This is a genomic window from Terriglobia bacterium (genome assembly GCA_020073205.1).
GTDB lineage: Bacteria > Acidobacteriota > Polarisedimenticolia > Polarisedimenticolales > JAIQFR01 > JAIQFR01.
In genome coordinates, this window is sequence record JAIQFR010000090.1 from 1 (window position 1) to 17356 (window position 17356).

Below are 17356 nucleotides of genomic sequence, written 5' to 3' on the forward strand. Positions count from 1 at the left end.
CCGACAGTCACATGAACGCCTTCATCCGCTTCAAGCTGGCGCTCACCGAAGACGTGCCGACCATCAAGCCGTACGACGAAAAGCGCTGGGCCGAGCTCGCCGACGTGCGCAAGACACCGGTCGAGGTCTCGCTCGCCTTGCTCGGCGCCATTCACGAGCGCTGGGTGAACCTGCTCAAATCGCTCGGGCCCGGAGACTTCGCTCGCACCTTCATCCACCCCGAGCATCAGGCCCCACTCACCCTCGAGAAGACGTTGGCCCTCTACGCCTGGCACGGCGCGCACCACACCGCCCACGTCACCTCGCTCAGCGACCGAATGGGATGGAAGACCCCGAAGCCGCGCGCCGAGCGGAAGCCCGGGCCTCGCAAAGCAAAGAGGACAAGACGGGCTTAGTCACCTGCGCGACTCCGGAACGTTCGGTCATGATCGTCCGTGATCGCGCGAAGATCGACTCGTTACCGGCGGCAGACCCGTTCGCTTCTGCGAGTGGCCCGATTGAGGTACGCTCCGGAATCCCAGGAGCGCAGGAGGGCGCATGCGTCGTCGAGTACGAGTCATCGCGGCGAGCCTCGCATTGCTGACCGCGGCCACCGTCCTCGCGAAGGATGGACGAGCCCTCGCGCTCCGGCACGTGGCGATCGACCTACCGGCGGCGCCCGCCGCGGTCGTCTCCGCCGATCTCGAAGGCGACGGCCGGATCGAGGCGGTGACGTCCGCGCAGTCCGACTCGGGAGCCGGAGAGCTCAAGCAGGGCAAGGAGCCGCATTTCAAGTACAGCTTCCACCACGTCGGCCGGGACCTGCGCGTCGAGGCGGCACCCTACCAGGAGATCGAGGTCGTCGGCTACCCGGTGGGCGACGTCTTCGGCGAGGAGAGCGCGGGCGCCTTTCGAGACCTCGACGGGGACGGACGAAGAGACCTCGTCACCGTGACGCTCGACTTCTCGGTGTTCCAGATCGTCCGCGTCCTCGCGACGAAGAAGATCGCGGTCGGCTTTGCGTTCCACGTCTGGGCGCAGGGAGCGGACGGGAGGTTTCGCGAGGTGACCGGTCAGGATCTCGACGACCGGTTCACGTTCGACCTCAACGACCTCCGGTTCGACCGCCTGACGGAGATCGCCGGCGATCTCGACGGGGACGGGAAGCTCGACTTCGTGAGGCTGGGGGGAGGCAAGACAATCGAGATCCGTCGGGGAGGCCCCAGCTGCCGATTCTCGCCGAAGTACGACGTCAGGATCCAGCTGGACGACGAGCTGTCGGACGTGTCCCAGGTACGGATTCGCGATCTGGACGGCGACGGTCGCGCCGATCTCTCTCTCGTGAGGCCGCTCCCATCCCCCGAAGCGGAGGTGTCGCCGCCGGTGAGGCTCGATCTGTATCTCAGCGGGGGCGGCCGATGAGGCGCGCAGCGTGGATCCTGCTCGCGCTCGCCGCCGCCGCCCAGGACGCGCTCGCGAAGAAGGCCCCTCCTCCCCCACCCGAGATTCCGCCCGCGGAAGGCGTCCACCTGGCGCGCGTCGAGGGGGGAACGCGACTCGACGCGGTGCTCCCGGGCTCGTTGCGAGGTTACGCCTTGCCGCGCCGGGCCGACGGGAGCCGCGACATCGTCCTCCTCGTGGGAACGGTGCGGCCGACGACCCTGCAGAAGCGGGACGAGAAGCAGAGGGCGGTTACGACGCCGTGCGACGGGGTCGATCCCGTGGAGGCAGCCCGTGCCGCGCCGACCGAGCTGCTACGACTCGATCCCTCGGGGAGCGGCGGGCTCGAAGTCCTGCGAGACGACCTCCCGGCCGATGCTGAGGGTCTCGACGCGCTCGACCTCGACGGCGATGGGAACGAGGAGCTTCTGATCTTCCTGTCGGGGGAGATTCGTTCGCTTCGTGACGCGGAGGGCAAGCGGTTCGCGGGAGCGCCGGAGCCGCTCGTTTCCGACCCGTCCCTCGGCGAAGGAGCGCGCGAGCCGAGGGTCGTCCGCTCGGCGTCCACCTCGGGAGCGCTCTTCCCGGTCGCGACCGCGGAGGGCCTCCACGCGTACGGCCGGCTCGCGGACGGCCGCTTCGGCCTGGCGTCGAACACGCCCCTTCCCGTTTCGACCTCGATGTCGGGACGCCGAATCCGGGTCATCACACCCTCCGTGACGGAGATCGGAGCACGCCCCGGCGGCACCTCGATGCTGGCGGCGAGCGGCGACGGCGACGGAGAGATACGGTCGGACCGACTTCGATCGATCCTCCTCGATCCCTCCGCGGAGCCGGCGCGCCGCGCGGTCGAGTGCTGGTCGAAGCTCCCGGCGAGGGAGTGGCTCCACGACCGGTTCTATCGCTCCCTCGACGGACGCCCGGCGATGATCGTCACGACGACGCCCGCGAACAAGCTCAAGATCTTCGGCGAGAAGTGGCTCCGGCTGTTCCTCCTCGAGGAGGATCGGACGAAAGCCGGGAAGGCTCCCGTCCTCGCCGCGGACATTGGCGCGAGCCTCTGGCAATCCGTCGAGCCCGTGTTCCTCGACGTGAACGGCGACGGCCGGACGGATCTCGTCGTCTCCTACTGGAAGGGGATGAAGAAGGACGCGGTGAAACTGGACGCGTTCTTGCGGAATGAGGACGGGAGCTTCGACCCGACGCCGCGAGGGACGACGATCGACGCTAAGGACGGTGATCGGACGTTCCTCGAGTATGGCCGCGATATCGACGGGGACGGGGCGGCGGATCTCCTCGTGCTCGCGGAGGGAAAGGTCCTGATCTTCCCCGGCGTGAAAGCTCCGCCCAAGGGGGAGGGGATCGTCGCGGCAACGCCGCGCTACTCCCTTCCGCTACCTTCCTTTTCCTCGTTGGCCTCGTCCGGCAGCATCGTGGTGAGCGTCGGATCGGAAGGGATGTCGGCGGAAACGCGCCGAGCCGGGCTCGGGTCGCCGCGGCCAATCGACCTCGACGGCGACGGGCGGCCGGAGATTCTCATCGACGCGAACTTGAAGGACGGGCGGAGCGCGATCGTGATCTTCCGGCTCGCCACCCGGCCCTAGCCGGCCTTTCTCCGCGGGACGGTCCGCAGCTCGCGTTCCGGTACCGGACGCTGCCGACGTGTCGCGGCTTCCATCCGCGGTCCCGGGGGGTGGCGATTGCGGTCTCCGACCGGAGTGGCTGGAGGTCTTGCCAGGAGACGGGCGAGGTCGAATTGCGAGGACGAGCGCCGCTACGAGCGCGAACTCGACCTCGATTCCCTGTCCCGGCGCGTCCGAACGCGGGCGCCAGCCGGGGCCTCACGAGGAGAATCTCTCGCTCTTTGGCCTCGAGTCGCCGTATATTTCGCACGTCGTGCGCCCGATTCTCGGGTTGCGGGGGGAGAAGATGCGAAAACGGTTGGTGCCGGGACTCAAGTGGTCTGCGCTTCTGGTATTCGTCCTGCTGACGGGGTTCGCGTTCGCCGAGGAAGAGATCCAGCCGCCGACCGGCCCCCAACTGGTCGGCGAGCCGGTCGTGCCCACGATCACCAGGGCGGTGCGCGACCTGCCCGATTTCGTGCCCGACCCGAACCTCTTCGGCCTCGAGGCGAAGCGCCGCGAGACCTTCGGCATCATCCCGATCGAGTACCCGATCGAGCCGAGAGTGGACCCGTTGATGAAGCTGCAGGAGCTCGGGGGGCCCAAGCTCCCTGACTCCTTCGCCACGCTCGTGCACAACTACGCGGGCCAATCGTCCTCCGTATCGCCGCCCGACACGAACGGCGACGTGGGCCTCGCCTACTTCCTCCAGGGGACGAACCAGTCGGTCTCGTCGATCCAGGTCCTGAACAAGGCCACCGGCGCCGTCGTGAAGACCTTCACCCTGGAGGAGATGGCGTCCTCTTCCCCTTGCAACAGCGGCTTCTGCGACGTGGTGGTCAACTACGACCGCGCGGCCGACCGCTGGCTCCTCACCGAGCTGCCCGCAAGCGGCGGCGACGTCTGCGTCTACGTCTCGACCTCGGGCGACCCCACGGGTACGTACTACGCTTACGCCTTCGCGGTGGAGTCCAGCACCACCGACTATCCGAAGTACGGCGTCTGGCCCCAGAACGGGACCGGCGGGTCCTACGTCATGGGCGCGAACGCGGGGTCGTCGGGTAAGGACCTCTTCGCCTTCGACCGGGCCAAGATGCTCGCCGGACAAGCCGCCACGTTCCAGAAATTCACCGTGGCGAGCCTACCGAACTTCAGCTTCCAGCTGGTCCTCCCGGGCGGGATGCAGGGACAGACGCCCCCTCCGAACGGGGAACCCGCCGTCTTCGTGAGGCCGCGAGACGACGAGTCCCAGGACGGCGCCAGCACGCCGACCTATGACCTCCTGGAGATGTGGGCGCTCAGCGTCGACTGGGCGACACCGGCCAATTCGACCCTGACGCAGCTGACGTCCCTCCACATCGGGGATTACGACGCGACGCTCTGCGGCCTGGGCAGCACGTGGAACTGCATGCCCCAGCCGGGCACGACGCAGAAGATCGACCCGATCCGCGAGCCGCTGCACCACCCCTTCGTGTACCGGAACTTCGGCGACCACCAGGCACTGGTCGGGACTTTCGTCGAGGACGTGGACGGCACCGACCATGCAGCGCTCCGCTGGTTCGAGCTGCGCAAGCCGGAAAGCGGCGGCTCGTGGAGCCTCTACCAGGAAGGCGTCGTCGGCGGCGAGTCCGGGGTGCACCGCTCCGTCGGCTCGATCACGATCGACCAGTCGAGCAACATCGCCATGGTCTACACCCGGACCGGCAGCGCAGCCCCCTACTACCCGTCCATCTACTACAAGGGCCGCCTCTCGACCGACACGCTCGGCACGATGCCCCAGGGCGAGTACGCGATCCAGGACGGCTCGTACTCGAAGACGGGCAACGAGCGCTGGGGCGACTACGCGGGCGCCGGCATCGACCCCGCGGATGACTGCACGTTCTGGTTCACCACGGAGTACATGCTGTCGAACTCCAACTGCGGTACGAGGGTCGCCGCAGCCAAGTTCGACGCGTGCGGTTGCCTTGCCATTCCGCCGGCCCCGACCGCTTCGGCCACGGTCCCGCAGGACAACCGGATCTCGATCAGCTGGGACGATTCCTCCACGACGTCCATCACCCGGTACTACATCCTCCGCTCGACCGCGAGCGGCGGGCCGTACGAGCAGATCGCCGAGGTGGCCGACACGAGCCCCGGCGTCGGCGGCGGCCCGGGCTACACGTTCGACGACGACACGGTCAGCGGCGGATTGCACTACTACTACGTCGTGAAGTCGAACGACGGCCTCGCCTGCACTTCGTCGGCCTCGAACGAGGTGGACGGCATCGCGACCGGCGCCTGCCTGCTCGCCCCGACCTTCGCCGGCATCGGCGGCGTGAGCAACCCCGGCGAGTCCACCTGCACGCTCAACCTCTCGTGGAGCGCCGGAGCGTCGACCTGCGGCAACGCGCTGAAGTACAACGTCTACCGCGACACGACCTCGGGCTTCACGCCTTCCTCTGCCAACCGGATCGCGACGGGCGTCACCCAGACGACGTACGCCGACGCCGTCGGGGTCGCCAAGGGCACGACGTACTACTACGTCGTCCGCGCGGTCGACGCCGGCAACGCCACCGAGGAGTCGAACACGGTCCAGAAGACCGGTTCCCCGACCGGGCCGATCACGACCTCCAGCTGGACCGACACCTTCGAGTCCGCCGGCGGCTTCGATCAGGCCGGCTGGACCCACGCGATCGGGTCCGGCTCGACGGATTGGGCGTGGGCCACGGCGTACGTCCACGACGGGACCCATTCCTGGTTCGCGCAGGACGTGGCGTCGTCGTCGGACATGACGCTCACGAGCCCGGCGTTCGGCGTCGGCGCATCGACCACGTTGAGCTTCTGGCACACGTACGCGTTCGAGAGCACGACGACGTGCTACGACGGCGGCACGCTCGAGTGGTCCGCCGACGGGACCACCTGGACCGTGGTGCCGGCGACCGATTTCACCGCCGGCGCGTACACCGGCACGATCTACGGGAGCTCGAATCCGATCTACAACAAGGCCGCCTGGTGCGGCGGCACGATCGGCACCCCGACCCTGGTTTCGGTCAACCTCGGTACGGATGCCGGCCTGCTCGGCAAGACGATCCAGCTCCGCTGGCACGAGGGAAACGACCTCAGCGTGTCGGTCACCGGCTGGTACGTGGACGCGGTCTCGGTCGGGAACGCCCAGATCGGCGGAGCGTGCGAGGTCGGCACAGGGTGCGTGACGCCGCCGGAAGCCCCGTTCGCCGCGGCGACGGCGCCGCAATTCCACCGGATCGCGGTCAGCTGGAACGACTCGGCGATGGCGTCGGTCGCCTCCTACAAGGTCTACCGCTCGACGACGGACGGCGGGCCGTACACACAGATCGGAACGGTCGCCGACACGAGCCCGGGAATCGCCGGCGGCCCGGGCTACACGTTCGACGACGACACGGTCAGCGGCGGATCGCGCTACTACTACGTCGTCCGGTCGACGGACGGCGTCTCGTGCACGTCCGTCAATTCCAACCAGGCCGACGCGGTGGCGACGGGCAACTGCCTCTTCCCGCCGACCTTCGCGGGCGCGACCGGCGTCTCGAACGCGAGCGCCTCGACCTGCACCCTGAGCGTCGGCTGGAGCGCCGGCACCTCGAACTGCTCCACCCCGCTTCAGTACAACGTCTACCGCGGCACGACGGCCGGGTTCACGCCCTCCCCCGCCAACAGGATCGCCACGGGTCTCACCGGGACGTCCTACGCCGATGCGGTCGGGATCGGCGACCGGACGACCTACTACTACATCGTCCGCGCGGTCGACACGACGAACGGCGTCGAGGAATCGAACGTGACCGCTAAGAGCGCCTTCCCCACCGGCCCGGGGAACCTGACGAGCTGGACCGACACGTTCGAGGGGTCGCTCTCCGGCGGCGGGTTCGACCTCGCCGACTGGACGCACAACGCCATCTCGGGGTCGACGAACTGGACCTGGTCCACGACGAGGCCGCACGACGGGACCCACTCCTGGTTCGCGCAGGACGTCTCGAGCGTGTCCGACATGGTCCTCACCAGCCCGTCGTTCGCCGTCGGCTCCACGACCACGATGAGCTTCTGGCACACGTACGCGTTCGAGGGCTCGACATCGACCTGTTACGACGCCGGCACCCTCGAGTCCTCGCCGGACGGGACGACGTGGACGGTCGTGCCGGCCGCGGACTTCACCGCCGGCGCCTACACGGGCACGGTCAACTCGGGCTATTCGAACCCGCTCGCCGGCAAGCCGGCCTGGTGCGGAGGGACCGTGGGAACGCCCACCCAGGTGTCCGTCAACCTGGGGGGCGACGCCAATCTCGTGAACAGGACGATCCGGTTGCGGTGGCACGAGGGCAACGACTCCTCCGCCACGGGCACCGGGTGGTACGTAGACACGGCAACCGTCACCAACGCCGGCAACGCCGGCAGCTGCACGACCGGCGCCTGCACCGCGCCGGGCTCGACGACCGGCCTGCTTTACCTGACGCTCTCCGGCGGCATGAGCTGGGCTCCGGCGGTCGGCGCCACCGGCTACGACCTCGTCCGCGGCACGCTCGGCACGCTGCACGGCGGCGGCTTCACGGCATCGACGGACGCGTGCCTCGCGAACGACGTCGGTGCGACGACCTTCGTCGACGCGCACGTTCCGGCAGCCGGCGATGCGGACTGGTTCCTCGTCCGCTTCTACAACGCCTGCGGCGTGGGGACCTTCGACGAAGGATCGCCTTCTGAAGTCGGCTCGAGAGACGCCGCGATCGCGGCGTCCGCCAACGCCTGTCCCTGATTCCCCGCCGGGGGCGCGCCGGAGCGCGCCCCCCGGCGTCCTCGTCTCCGCGAAAGGGCGGCGGGGTGACCTGGCGTTCCGATACGGGACGCCGCCGCGGATTCGCAGTTTCGAGTTCCTATCCGCAAGAGTGACCGGACCGTTCGGCGAAAACAGACTCAGAACGGTCGGGAGGAGGAGACACGACCGCCGTCGCGTGTGTCATCCCTTTCAACCCCTGGGGATACGGTCCCGTCGGCGCGAAGACCGAGCAGCGGCGCCGGGTCGTCGCGCTTGAGGGTCATGAGCTGCCACAGGCCGCCGGCCAGCAGCATCAGCACGCCCAGGTTCGTCACCGCCACCTTCGTGGGGTAATCCAAGACCTCGTTCTCCATCATCGGCTTGCTCAGGAACAGCAGCGCCACGGCGGTCATGACGCGCAGAACGACGACCGCACGCGGGGACGACAGCCGCGGCTGCAGGAGGTAGATCGCCAGCGGGAAGGTCAGCAGGAAGTAGTGCAGCCATATCAGAGGCGTCGCCACCAGACTGATGGCGGCCGCAATGCACACCGCCAGGTACGCTTGCCGGAAGGACTCCTCGCCGGGGTCGCCGCCGCGCCCACGCCCCAGCAGCGCGCACACGACGAACACCGCCAGAAGGCCAACCAGCAGTATCCACGAGGGGTCGAAGTGCAGCGTGCCACTCAGGATTCGGGGGAGGCTGAAGTTCCCCATCTCGAGCGTGTAGTCGTTTCGCATCAGCCTCGGGACGTTCTGCAGCCATTGGCCAAAGCAGTTCGCCGAGCCGAAGTAGAGCATGGAAATTCCCGCAACCAGGGCCGCCCCCGCAGCGCCGCCCAGAGCGACTCGACCCAGCTTGTCCAGTCGGCGGTTGCAAGCCCACACCGCCGCCAGAGTCACCCCGACCAGCGCCAGGTTGGGCTTGAACATGGCGGCCGTCACCCCCACCGCACCCGTGAGGAGGTCGGCCCAGAGGGACTGCCGCCTTGATTGCAGCCAAACGATCGCCGCCAGTAGCGCCAGCTGGATCTGGTTGACGTTGCCGACGAGGATCTCCGAATTCAGCGGCGCCGAGGTCGCCGTCACGACCAGGATCACCAGAGAAGCCGCCAGCGAGAAGCCCAGCGTGCGGCACAGGACCAGGATCGAGACAGCCAGACAGGCCGTGCAGAACAACGCATAGGCCGACAGGTCGCGCCGGTACTCGCCCGTGCTGAAGAGCCCGAAGAAGCAGTACGCGAATGGCGTGCCGGTGGTGTGCACCTCGTTGTTGTTGAACTTGGCGACGGCGGTGGCCGCCTTATGCAGCTGCTGGCTGCGTGACGCGGCGGCCAGCTCCAGTGAGCGCTGACTCAGCAATCGGCGCCCCTCGTCACTGTAGATGTCCGGGACCATTCGCTCGGAGACGGCGCGGGAGGCGAACCAGTAATGGAAGAAGTCGATGGAGGCTACCTTCGTCGCGGTGAGGTAGTTCGTCCACAGCGTGACGCCTGCCAGCACGATGGCCGCCAGCGTCTTCTCGTCCAGCAGCACCGCCCGAAGCCGCGACATCGCCATCGCGCGGAACGTGTCTCGCTCATCGGGTGACATGGTTCACTTCGAGAATCTCACTTTCCATGAGGCGATGAACCCGGAAAGAAAATATCACACCTGCCACGGCGCATACTTGATATGTTCGGCTTTGAATCGCAAACGGTCCGGGTACCGAGAGGAGAATGGAAGTTGAGATCGAGCGCGGGCGGTAATTCAGACTCCCTCTTTCCTATGCGGCGCGGTCCGCCGGGCAAGCCGGAGGCCCGTTCGCTCTGCCCCTTCCTTCCGCCTCGCTACAACAACCTCTCGCTCCTCGCCCAGTAATCGAACCTGTCCGCCAATTGCTCGAACGACTCGATGGCGTGGAGCAGCGGCTGGAGGTGCCAGACGTTCGCCCTGTGCCGCGCTCCACAGGTCCCGGTACTTCTCGCGCACCCACGGGTGGAGATCGGCTTCGGCCTCCCGTCGCCGGGAAACCGACCGGCGATGAAGACGTCCACGCGAACGTCGTACTCGGCGTCGACCAATTTCCCCGTTTCCGCTTGTACGGTGGCGAGGCCGGACAAGTCGCCGGCGATCAGTACGGATCTTCGCCCTGAGCCGCGCTCCACAACTCCCGGTACTTGTCGCGCACCCACGGGTGGAGCTTCTCGGCGAGATCCAGGGAGAGTCCGGCGCTTCGAACGAGATCGAGCACGTCGGCGAGATCGTGCAGCCGGTGCGGAGCGCTCATTCCGGATGCGAGCTTGAGTTCGAGGAAACGCGGCAGGGGCAGGAGCGCGAAGGTCGATCCGCGGATCGCCGTCGTCGCAGGGTCGGGAAATGCGATCGGCTTCGGCTTCCCGTCGCCGGGAAAACGACCGGCGCTGAGGATGTCCACGTGAACGTCGTACTCGGTGTCGACCAGCTTCCCCGTTCCCGCTACCCGTTCCTCGTACCCGCGACCCAGGTGGCGGGCCTTGAACGCCGCGAGATCGACCTCGCGGAGGATGATGTCGACGTCGACCGTCGCGCGACGATGACCGTACTCGTTCAGCGCCAGCGCGCCGATGATCGCGTACGGGATCCCTTCCGACTCCAGGATGGCGGTGAGCTTGAGGAGAGCCTTCTGCGCTTCGCCCTGACCCATGAAGAACCTCTCGCAATAGGCCACGCCTTCGAGGAAGCGAGCCTCGGCCTCCGCCGTGACACGTCCCGCTCCCCAGTTCGCCATTCCCCGTGCTTTCGTCGTGCTCATCCGGGACCGCACTCCAATCCACCGTCGAATCCGCGCGCCCGTCGCTCAGAATAGCCGACCCGCGCACGGGCCGCACACCGCTCCTCGCTTGGGCGTCGAAGCCGACGCGCGGCGTCCAAGGGACCGTGACCGATCGATTCGATCACTAGTTTCTCGATTGACTTGGGTGTATACACTCCCGTAGGCTCATGGAACCGACCGTCGAGGTCGGAAGTGCCGAAGGGTGGCTCCGGCCCGGCGGGTTTCGCAGCGGGGAGGGCGGCCATGCGAAAGCGTACCTTCGGCGGGAATCCGTTCGTGGTCTTGGCCCTCGGGTTGCTCGTGCCGGCGGCGACGCCGGCCGTAGCCCAGACGCTCACGTTCGACGAGCGCGTCGCGGCCCAGACGGCGATCGAACGCGTGGCCTACTCGCACCGTATCGGCGCGACGAGGCCGTTCGAGGAAGCCGTCCCGCGCGCCATCATCGAGAGAAAGGTGAGGGAGTACCTCCGGCTTGCGGGGGAGCTCGAGGCCGCGACGCCGATCACCCCGGCGATGCTCGACCGGGAGATGGAGCGCATCGAGGCCCGCTCGCGCTATCCCGAACGGCTCGCCGAGCTGTACGCGGCGCTCGGGAACGATCCGCTGCGGATTGCCGAATGCCTCGCACGGCCCGTCCTTGTCCGCCGGCTCGCGGGGTCCCTCGATGCTTGCCAGCTCGACCGTGCGATCCCAGCCTCCGTTGTCCCTTTCGCTTCGTGCCCGGACGACGTGTGGGGACCGATGGGGATCACGGGGGCTCCCTCGGGCCGGATCAGTCAATCGACCGTCTGGACCGGGAGCGAGATGATCGTGTGGGGCGGCTACACCACAGTCTACGAGAACACCGGTGCCGTCTACGATCCGGTCCTCGACGCCTGGACCGCCGTCACGGTGGACGGAGCACCGACCGGCCGGGGCACGACCGCCGTGTGGACGGGAACCGAGATGATCGTCTGGGGCGGCTACACGGCAACGGGCCGGGTGAACACCGGCGGGCGCTACGACCTGGCCGCCGATTCGTGGCAGTCGACCAGCGTCACGGGAGCGCCGTCGGCGCGCTCGGGCCACACCGCCGTATGGACCGGCACACGGATGATCGTCTGGGGCGGCACCATCGGATCCGTCCAACCGAGTTGCGACGGCCAGCGGTCCGATGGGGGCGTCTACGATCCGGGCTCGGATTCCTGGACTTCCACCGGCAGCTCGGGGTCGCTGCCGTGGGCGCGTTACGAGCACTTCGTGTTCTGGACCGGTTCGGAGATGATCGTCTGGGGTGGAAAACAGGATTTCCACATGTTGAGTTACTGCGGCTTCAGCAAACTCACGAGCGGTGGACGATACGACCCGGCGACCGGCTCGTGGACGGCCATCGCAACGAGCCCCGACACTGCCATCTCGACCGAGCGGGGCGATGCGATGTTCACCGGGGCCAAGCTTCTGACCACGTGGTCCAACTTCAATCACGGCGCCGCCTACGATCTCGCCAGCGGCACCTGGTCGCTGATGACCACGGTCGGTGCGCCGACCGCCACGGGCGGCGGGACCGCCGTCTGGTCCGGCTCCCGCTTGATCGTGTGGGGAGGGGCGCCTGGGTACGTGAACACCGGGGCGCTCTACGATCCGGTGAAAGATGCGTGGACGTCGATGGGCGCCTCGGGCGCGCCCGCAGGGCGGGCGTACGCCAGCGCGGTCTGGACGGGAAGCGAGATGCTGGTCTGGGGCGGGAGCGACGCCTCGGGCTACCGGACCGACGGCGGCCGGTACACGCCGGGGGATCCCGACAGCGACGGGGACGGGTTGTGCAACAGCGTGGATCCCTGCCCGGCCGATCCCCTGAACGACGTGGACTCGGACGGCGTGTGCGGCAACACCGACAACTGCCCGACGACGCCGAACCCGGCCCAGACGGATTCCGACGGCGACGGACTCGGCGACGCCTGCGACGCGTGCCCCCTCGATCCGAACAACGACGTGGACCACGACGGCGTGTGCGGGAACGTGGACAACTGCCTGAACGCGTACAATCCGGCACAGCGCGACACCGACGGGGACGGTATCGGCGACCTCTGCGACAACTGCCCGTTCGTGGCGAATCCGTACCCCCAGGCGGACAGCGACTACGACGGCGCGGGCGACGCGTGCGATTGCCAGCCTCTGGACGGGAACGACCGGACTCCCGCCGAGTCCACGTCGATTTCCGCGGATCGGTCCGGCACGACGACGATCCTCGCATGCACGCGCCAGACCGTCGCCGACGCGTACGCGTTCCTCCGGGGGAACCTGTCGGCCAAGGCGCCGAACGAGTTCGGGAGCTGCGTCGTCCAGGGTCTGGCCGATTGCTACTACGAGGACCCGGACGTGCCGGCCCCGGGGCAGGGGTTCTTCTACCTCGCGCAGGCGCAGAACTACGACTGCGGCCTGGGCTCGCTCGGGACGACCTCGACCGACGCGGAGAGGATCAACAACGACCCCGGCCGGTGCGCCGGAGTGCCGGTCCTCGATTCGTTCGCGACGGGGGAGACCTCCGTCTTCGGCACCGTCAGCGGAACCTACCCCGCGACGCTGGCGTCCGACGACACCTGCGAGGCGATCACCGAGGTACTCTCGACCAGCGGCCCGACCCAGAAACGGTACAGCCGGATGGAGCAACTCTGGAACTTCACGGTCCCCGCGGGATCGATCAAGGAAGTCCACGCGGAGGCTTTCCGGACGACGCTGGCTTCTTACGAGGTCTTCCGGTACGAGTACTCCACGGATGGGGGAAACACCTTCAACGTCGTGGAAGGGTCGAGCGTGCCCAGCTCGAACATCAACCGCGACATGTATTGGAACATTCCGGCGAGCGTCGTCGGCAACGTGATCCTGCGCCTCGTGGACGTGGACCACACGCAGGGGAACCAGATTCTCGAGACGGTGTCCATCGACCAGCTCTGGATTCGCGTGATTCCTTGATTCGGGCGAGGGCCGGCCGCGGAATCTGGCGCACGTACTGCGTGTAGAGATCCGGCGGCGAATCGAGGCGGACTTGCAGCTTCGCGTTCCTATCCCCTGCGACGTTCCGCGACGCAGGACGGAGTGCGTCCTCCGCGGATTCGATGCCTGCGCTATCCCCGCCGTTCGCGGCGCGGGTGCAGGCGGGTTCTCGCGATGCGCACGGGGTTCCTCCGGTGCGCGGCGACACTCGGGACTCGGTCCCGAGCTTCGCCGGGAGGGCTCGGTGAACTCCCAGGCGGTCCGCACGGCAAATGGTCGTATATGTAGTGTCGACCCAAGGGGCGCGGAGCCCCCAACGGAGACGCCCATGAGCAAGGTAAGAAGGTGGATTGGCGCCGGAGTCGTGACGCTGGCCCTTGCGGCCGTTCTCGCCGGCAGTACCACGCTTTTCGCAGCGCCGGCGCAGATCAAGCCGTGCAGCAAATGTCCCGTGGACTGCCCTGGGTACATCTGCTTCGACACCGGCCATTTCTACTGCAACCTCTGCCTCGCCCACTGCGACGGCGCGCATCACTGCGGGCTCGCCGGCTAAGTCCGCGAGCTCCGCGGGCGTCGCTCGCTCCCGTCGTCTCGTCCCGTTCGGTGGGCCGATCCCGCGCGGGCGGCGCACCGGGGTCGCGACGGCGCCCGCGGCATCTTCTTGCGACATGACGTCTCGCGCGAACTCCCGTATGACCTCCCTGAACCTCGGAGGTCAACGTCGATGCGTGCGTTCAAGCCAGCGTTCCTTCTCGTCGCTACCCTCCTGCTCTGCCTCGGACGTCCTCGGGCGGGCGACGCTCCCGCGCAAGCCCTGACTTCGAGGACCGCGAGGCGGCTCAGAGAGCCATCGAGCGCGTGTGGTCGGCGCACCGGATCTGGCCGGAACAGAACCCCGGGCCGAAGCCGCCGCTCGAGGCGGTGGTGTCCGAGGAGACGTTGCGCGCCAAGGTGGACGACATCGTGCGGGGAAGCCGCGCCCTCGAGGAGCGCTGGCACCGCGTGATCACGCACGACGACCTCCAGCGCGAGATGGCGCGGATGACCGCGTAGTCCAGAGCGCCGGATGTTCTCCGCGAGGTATTCGACGCGCTCGGGAACGACTCGGTGCTGACCGCGGAGACTCTCGTCCGCGGCGCGATCGTCGAGCGGGAGATCCGCGAGCGCTATGCCCACGATTCGGAGATCCACGCCGCGACGCGAGAGCGGGCGGCAGCGGCGTTGGCGGGGAAGGGGGATATTGCCGAGCTTCGTGCCCTGGCGGACGCGTACGTCGAGCAGGCGTGGGCGTTTGCGAATCCTCCGGAGATCGCCGGCGCCGCGAGCTCGCCCGGGCTCCCGGCGCCGGCATCGCTGCTGCACGAGGCGGAGTCCGGGCGTCGGACCCGGCCGCTCTTCATCCCGCCGGGAGGCTCCGCGCAGTCCCTCAGTCGCCGCGCTCGAGCTGCTCCGCGTCCGCCCGGTCACGCGGCCGCCCCGTGGCGCGCTTGTTCTTGAGAAGCGCGTCGCGGCCGATGACCCACACCTCGAAGTCGTCGACGCGGATCGATGCCCGCGCCTTCCAGGCCTCGTCGAAAGAGACGGCATCGATGGCCGTGAGCATGTCGATGCGTCTGGGAGCAACGCCGATCTGGAACACGGTGCCGGGCCGGCACAGGTCCGACGTGGTCAGGTCCTGAAGGGGCGCGCCAAAGCGCCGGAGGGCCGCGATCGCCCGCGTGGCGTTGTCGGACGACGGCCTGATCCAGACATCCAGGTCGCCGGTTGCGCGAGGAACGCCATGGACCGCCATCGCGTAGGCGCCGACCACCAGGTATTCAACGCCCGCCTCGGACAACGCGGACAACATGTCTCTGTAGTCCGGATTCATCCACGTCACTCCCCATGAAGGCCCAGGTGTCCACCACCAGAGGCCACATCATCTCGATTCGTTCCTCGGGCGTGGTGGCGCGCAGGTCCTCCGGCTCGGGCTCCCCCGGACGGATCAGGCGGGTCGGGTACGCGTCGCGGTTCACACCCGACATTGTAGCCGCAGTCACGCCGGAAGCGGCCCGCCAGGAACGCGAAGAAGTCCTTCTCATGGAGCAGGCCGGGGTCCGCGCGTCCGGCCCCCGTTGCGGGGGGAGGGCCGGGTCGGCCGGTTGGCGTACAATCGTTGCTTTCCAGAGGAGGTCGAACCATGAGGACGCGTATCCTTGCTCATCGATTCTCGGCGTTGCTGCCCGTCATCGCGATCTCGACCCTCGCCGCGCTCGCGGAGCCGTCCGGCAACGCGGGATTCGAGAAGCTCAAGTCGCTCGCCGGCACCTGGGAGGCGAAGCACGAGGACGGCTCCGCGACGACGGTGACGTACAAGGTGGTCTCCGGCGGTTCGGCGATCGTCGAGACGATCAGCTACGGGAAGGAGCCGGAGGCGATGGTGACGATGTACCACCTCGACGGCTCCAAGCTGATGCTCACGCACTACTGCGGCGCGGGGAACCAGCCGCGGATGGTCGCGAAACCGTCGGCCGACCCGAACAAGCTGACGTTCGCCTATCTCGATGCGACGAACCTGAAGTCGCCCGACGACGGGCACATGAATGGACTGACCGTCACCTTCGAGGGCCCCGACAGCATCACGCAGGCGTGGGCCTGGAAGGCGAACGGCAAGGAGAGCACGGACGTCTTCAAGTACCACCGGCTCAAGTAAGACGTCGCGCGACGCGGACGGTCCCGGGCACCGGGAGGAGAATCGGCTGGGTTAGTGGTTTTCGGGGTAGTAGGCGGGGGTGAATAGCGTCTCACTACCGGAGGCTGCCGCGGATTCGCAGCTTCGAGCTCCTATCCCCTAAGGTGATTTCCGCCCAGCACCTATTCGGGTTCGTACCGATCGCGTGGTGGAGGTTGGGGATGGCTCTCGCCGTGTTCGCGATGGCGGTGAAGGTCGGCGGCGGCGAGGGGCGAAGAGCCGCCTGATCGAGCGCACGCGTTCTGCGCGGCGCGCCGCCGCGGGACCGCGGAATCGACCCCGCCGCGCAGCGACACCTTGACGCTGGGGACGGAGAAGCGTAGATCGGTACCCGCACGCCGGTGGCCGGCAGGGCCGGAGTCGTCCCATTCCGGGAGAGACGTCGGCGGTCCGTCCCGGCCGGCCTTCGAAGCGGCGCATAACTTCTGAGACGGAGGAACGTCATGAAATGGGTCGTCCGTCCGCAAGCGAACGAACAGAAGAACAGGTTTTGCCCCCTGGCGCACACGATGTGCGCCCTCTGCTCCGAGGATCCCAGGTTCTGCGCGTGAGGCCACCGGATTGAACGTCGGGAAGCCGTAAGGTCTCCGACGGGTCGACCCCGGCGGCCGCTGACCGGGGAGCGCGTCCGCCGGGGTCGATTCTCGCGACGACCGGGTGCTTGTCGTCCGGCGGGTCCATTCCCGCGCGACACGGCGCGCGCGTCCCGGACACACCTCGTTGAACCGCGGTACTCCGGAGATCGAGAATCTCGTGAGTCGATCCACGATGTTCCGGGGGACGACATCGACGAAGCTCTCATCGAGATCCGTGATCGTGATGCCGACGCCTCCCGTGCGATCCGCGCTCATCGCGGTCCTGGCGCTGGGAGCGTTGGCTGCGGCCGCGCCCCTACGGCTCTTGGGGGTCCAGGCCGTCGGGTCGACGCGTTACTCCACGACGGAAATCGCGCAGTCCAGCGGACTGAAGCTCGGGAGCGAGATCGACCAGGACGCGGTGAAAGCCGCGGCCAGGAAGCTCGCCGACTCGGGGGTGTTCGCGGAGGTCGGTTACGTCTTC

The 17356-nt window shown here is 67.8% G+C and carries 13 protein-coding genes; 9 read left to right on the top strand and 4 right to left on the bottom strand.

The features are described from left to right. The 4 genes from LAO51_15815 to LAO51_15830 form a co-directional block, all read left to right on the top strand. Nucleotides 1-395: DinB family protein (locus LAO51_15815; GenBank protein MBZ5640212.1), on the top strand; the 395-nt coding region annotated here is incomplete at its 5' end. 142 nt (nt 396-537) lie between these two features. Next, nucleotides 538-1401, top strand: coding sequence for a VCBS repeat-containing protein (locus LAO51_15820; protein ID MBZ5640213.1), 864 nt, complete (start codon nt 538-540; stop codon nt 1399-1401). After that, a complete protein-coding gene (locus LAO51_15825; protein MBZ5640214.1) occupies nt 1398-3023 on the top strand; it encodes a VCBS repeat-containing protein in 1626 nt (541 codons plus the stop codon). The genes LAO51_15820 and LAO51_15825 overlap by 4 nt, the downstream gene beginning before the upstream one ends. A 325-nt stretch (nt 3024-3348) precedes the next feature. Further along, nucleotides 3349-7800 carry a hypothetical protein gene (locus tag LAO51_15830; GenBank protein ID MBZ5640215.1) on the top strand — a complete coding sequence of 1484 codons (4452 nt, stop codon included), beginning with the start codon at nt 3349-3351 and terminating at the stop codon, nt 7798-7800. Between the two features lie 158 nt (nt 7801-7958). On the opposite strand, the gene LAO51_15835 is transcribed toward LAO51_15830, so the two are convergent. From LAO51_15835 to LAO51_15845, 3 genes are all read right to left on the bottom strand, one after another. Continuing rightward, nucleotides 7959-9392: a DUF2029 domain-containing protein gene (locus LAO51_15835; GenBank protein MBZ5640216.1), complete on the bottom strand. Its 1434-nt coding sequence runs from the start codon at nt 9390-9392 to the stop codon at nt 7959-7961. Between the two features lie 236 nt (nt 9393-9628). Then, entirely contained in the window at nt 9629-9862 is a 234-nt protein-coding gene (locus LAO51_15840) for a hypothetical protein (GenBank protein ID MBZ5640217.1), read from the bottom strand. Nucleotides 9863-9912: 50 nt separating this feature from the next. Then, a complete protein-coding gene (locus LAO51_15845; protein MBZ5640218.1) occupies nt 9913-10572 on the bottom strand; it encodes a hypothetical protein in 660 nt (219 codons plus the stop codon). Between the two features lie 966 nt (nt 10573-11538). Here LAO51_15845 and LAO51_15850 point away from each other — a divergent pair. The 3 genes from LAO51_15850 (at nt 11539) to LAO51_15860 (ending at nt 14619) form a co-directional block, all read left to right on the top strand. Continuing rightward, the gene (locus LAO51_15850; protein ID MBZ5640219.1) at nt 11539-13545 is read left to right on the top strand and encodes a thrombospondin type 3 repeat-containing protein; all 2007 of its coding nucleotides are present in this window, start codon (nt 11539-11541) and stop codon (nt 13543-13545) included. Between the two features lie 349 nt (nt 13546-13894). After that, the gene (locus LAO51_15855) at nt 13895-14119 is read left to right on the top strand and encodes a hypothetical protein (protein MBZ5640220.1); all 225 of its coding nucleotides are present in this window, start codon (nt 13895-13897) and stop codon (nt 14117-14119) included. 305 nt (nt 14120-14424) lie between these two features. After that, a complete protein-coding gene (locus LAO51_15860) occupies nt 14425-14619 on the top strand; it encodes a hypothetical protein (GenBank protein MBZ5640221.1) in 195 nt (64 codons plus the stop codon). A 373-nt stretch (nt 14620-14992) separates the two neighbouring features. On the opposite strand, the gene LAO51_15865 is transcribed toward LAO51_15860, so the two are convergent. After that, nucleotides 14993-15436, bottom strand: a complete 444-nt coding sequence (locus tag LAO51_15865; GenBank protein MBZ5640222.1) for a hypothetical protein — start codon at nt 15434-15436, stop codon at nt 14993-14995. Between the two features lie 309 nt (nt 15437-15745). Between LAO51_15865 and LAO51_15870 the strand changes: the two genes are divergently transcribed. Beyond that, on the top strand, nt 15746-16258 hold the full coding sequence (locus LAO51_15870; GenBank protein ID MBZ5640223.1) for a hypothetical protein: 513 nt from the start codon (nt 15746-15748) through the stop codon (nt 16256-16258). Between the two features lie 792 nt (nt 16259-17050). After that, on the top strand, nt 17051-17356 hold a 306-nt coding region (locus LAO51_15875), incomplete at its 3' end, for a hypothetical protein (protein ID MBZ5640224.1).

Bases quoted from the DNA above. Each gene is read 5' to 3' on its own strand.
- LAO51_15850 (MBZ5640219.1), top strand. From the start codon at position 11,539: ATGATCGTCTGGGGCGGCTACACGGCAACGGGCCGGGTGAACACCGGC.
- LAO51_15865 (MBZ5640222.1), bottom strand. From the start codon at position 15,436: ATGAATCCGGACTACAGAGACATGTTGTCCGCGTTGTCCGAGGCGGGC.
- LAO51_15845 (MBZ5640218.1), bottom strand. From the start codon at position 10,572: ATGAGCACGACGAAAGCACGGGGAATGGCGAACTGGGGAGCGGGACGT.
- LAO51_15835 (MBZ5640216.1), bottom strand. From the start codon at position 9,392: ATGTCACCCGATGAGCGAGACACGTTCCGCGCGATGGCGATGTCGCGG.
- LAO51_15820 (MBZ5640213.1), top strand. From the start codon at position 538: ATGCGTCGTCGAGTACGAGTCATCGCGGCGAGCCTCGCATTGCTGACC.
- LAO51_15825 (MBZ5640214.1), top strand. From the start codon at position 1,398: ATGAGGCGCGCAGCGTGGATCCTGCTCGCGCTCGCCGCCGCCGCCCAG.
- LAO51_15870 (MBZ5640223.1), top strand. From the start codon at position 15,746: ATGAGGACGCGTATCCTTGCTCATCGATTCTCGGCGTTGCTGCCCGTC.
- LAO51_15855 (MBZ5640220.1), top strand. From the start codon at position 13,895: ATGAGCAAGGTAAGAAGGTGGATTGGCGCCGGAGTCGTGACGCTGGCC.
- LAO51_15830 (MBZ5640215.1), top strand. From the start codon at position 3,349: ATGCGAAAACGGTTGGTGCCGGGACTCAAGTGGTCTGCGCTTCTGGTA.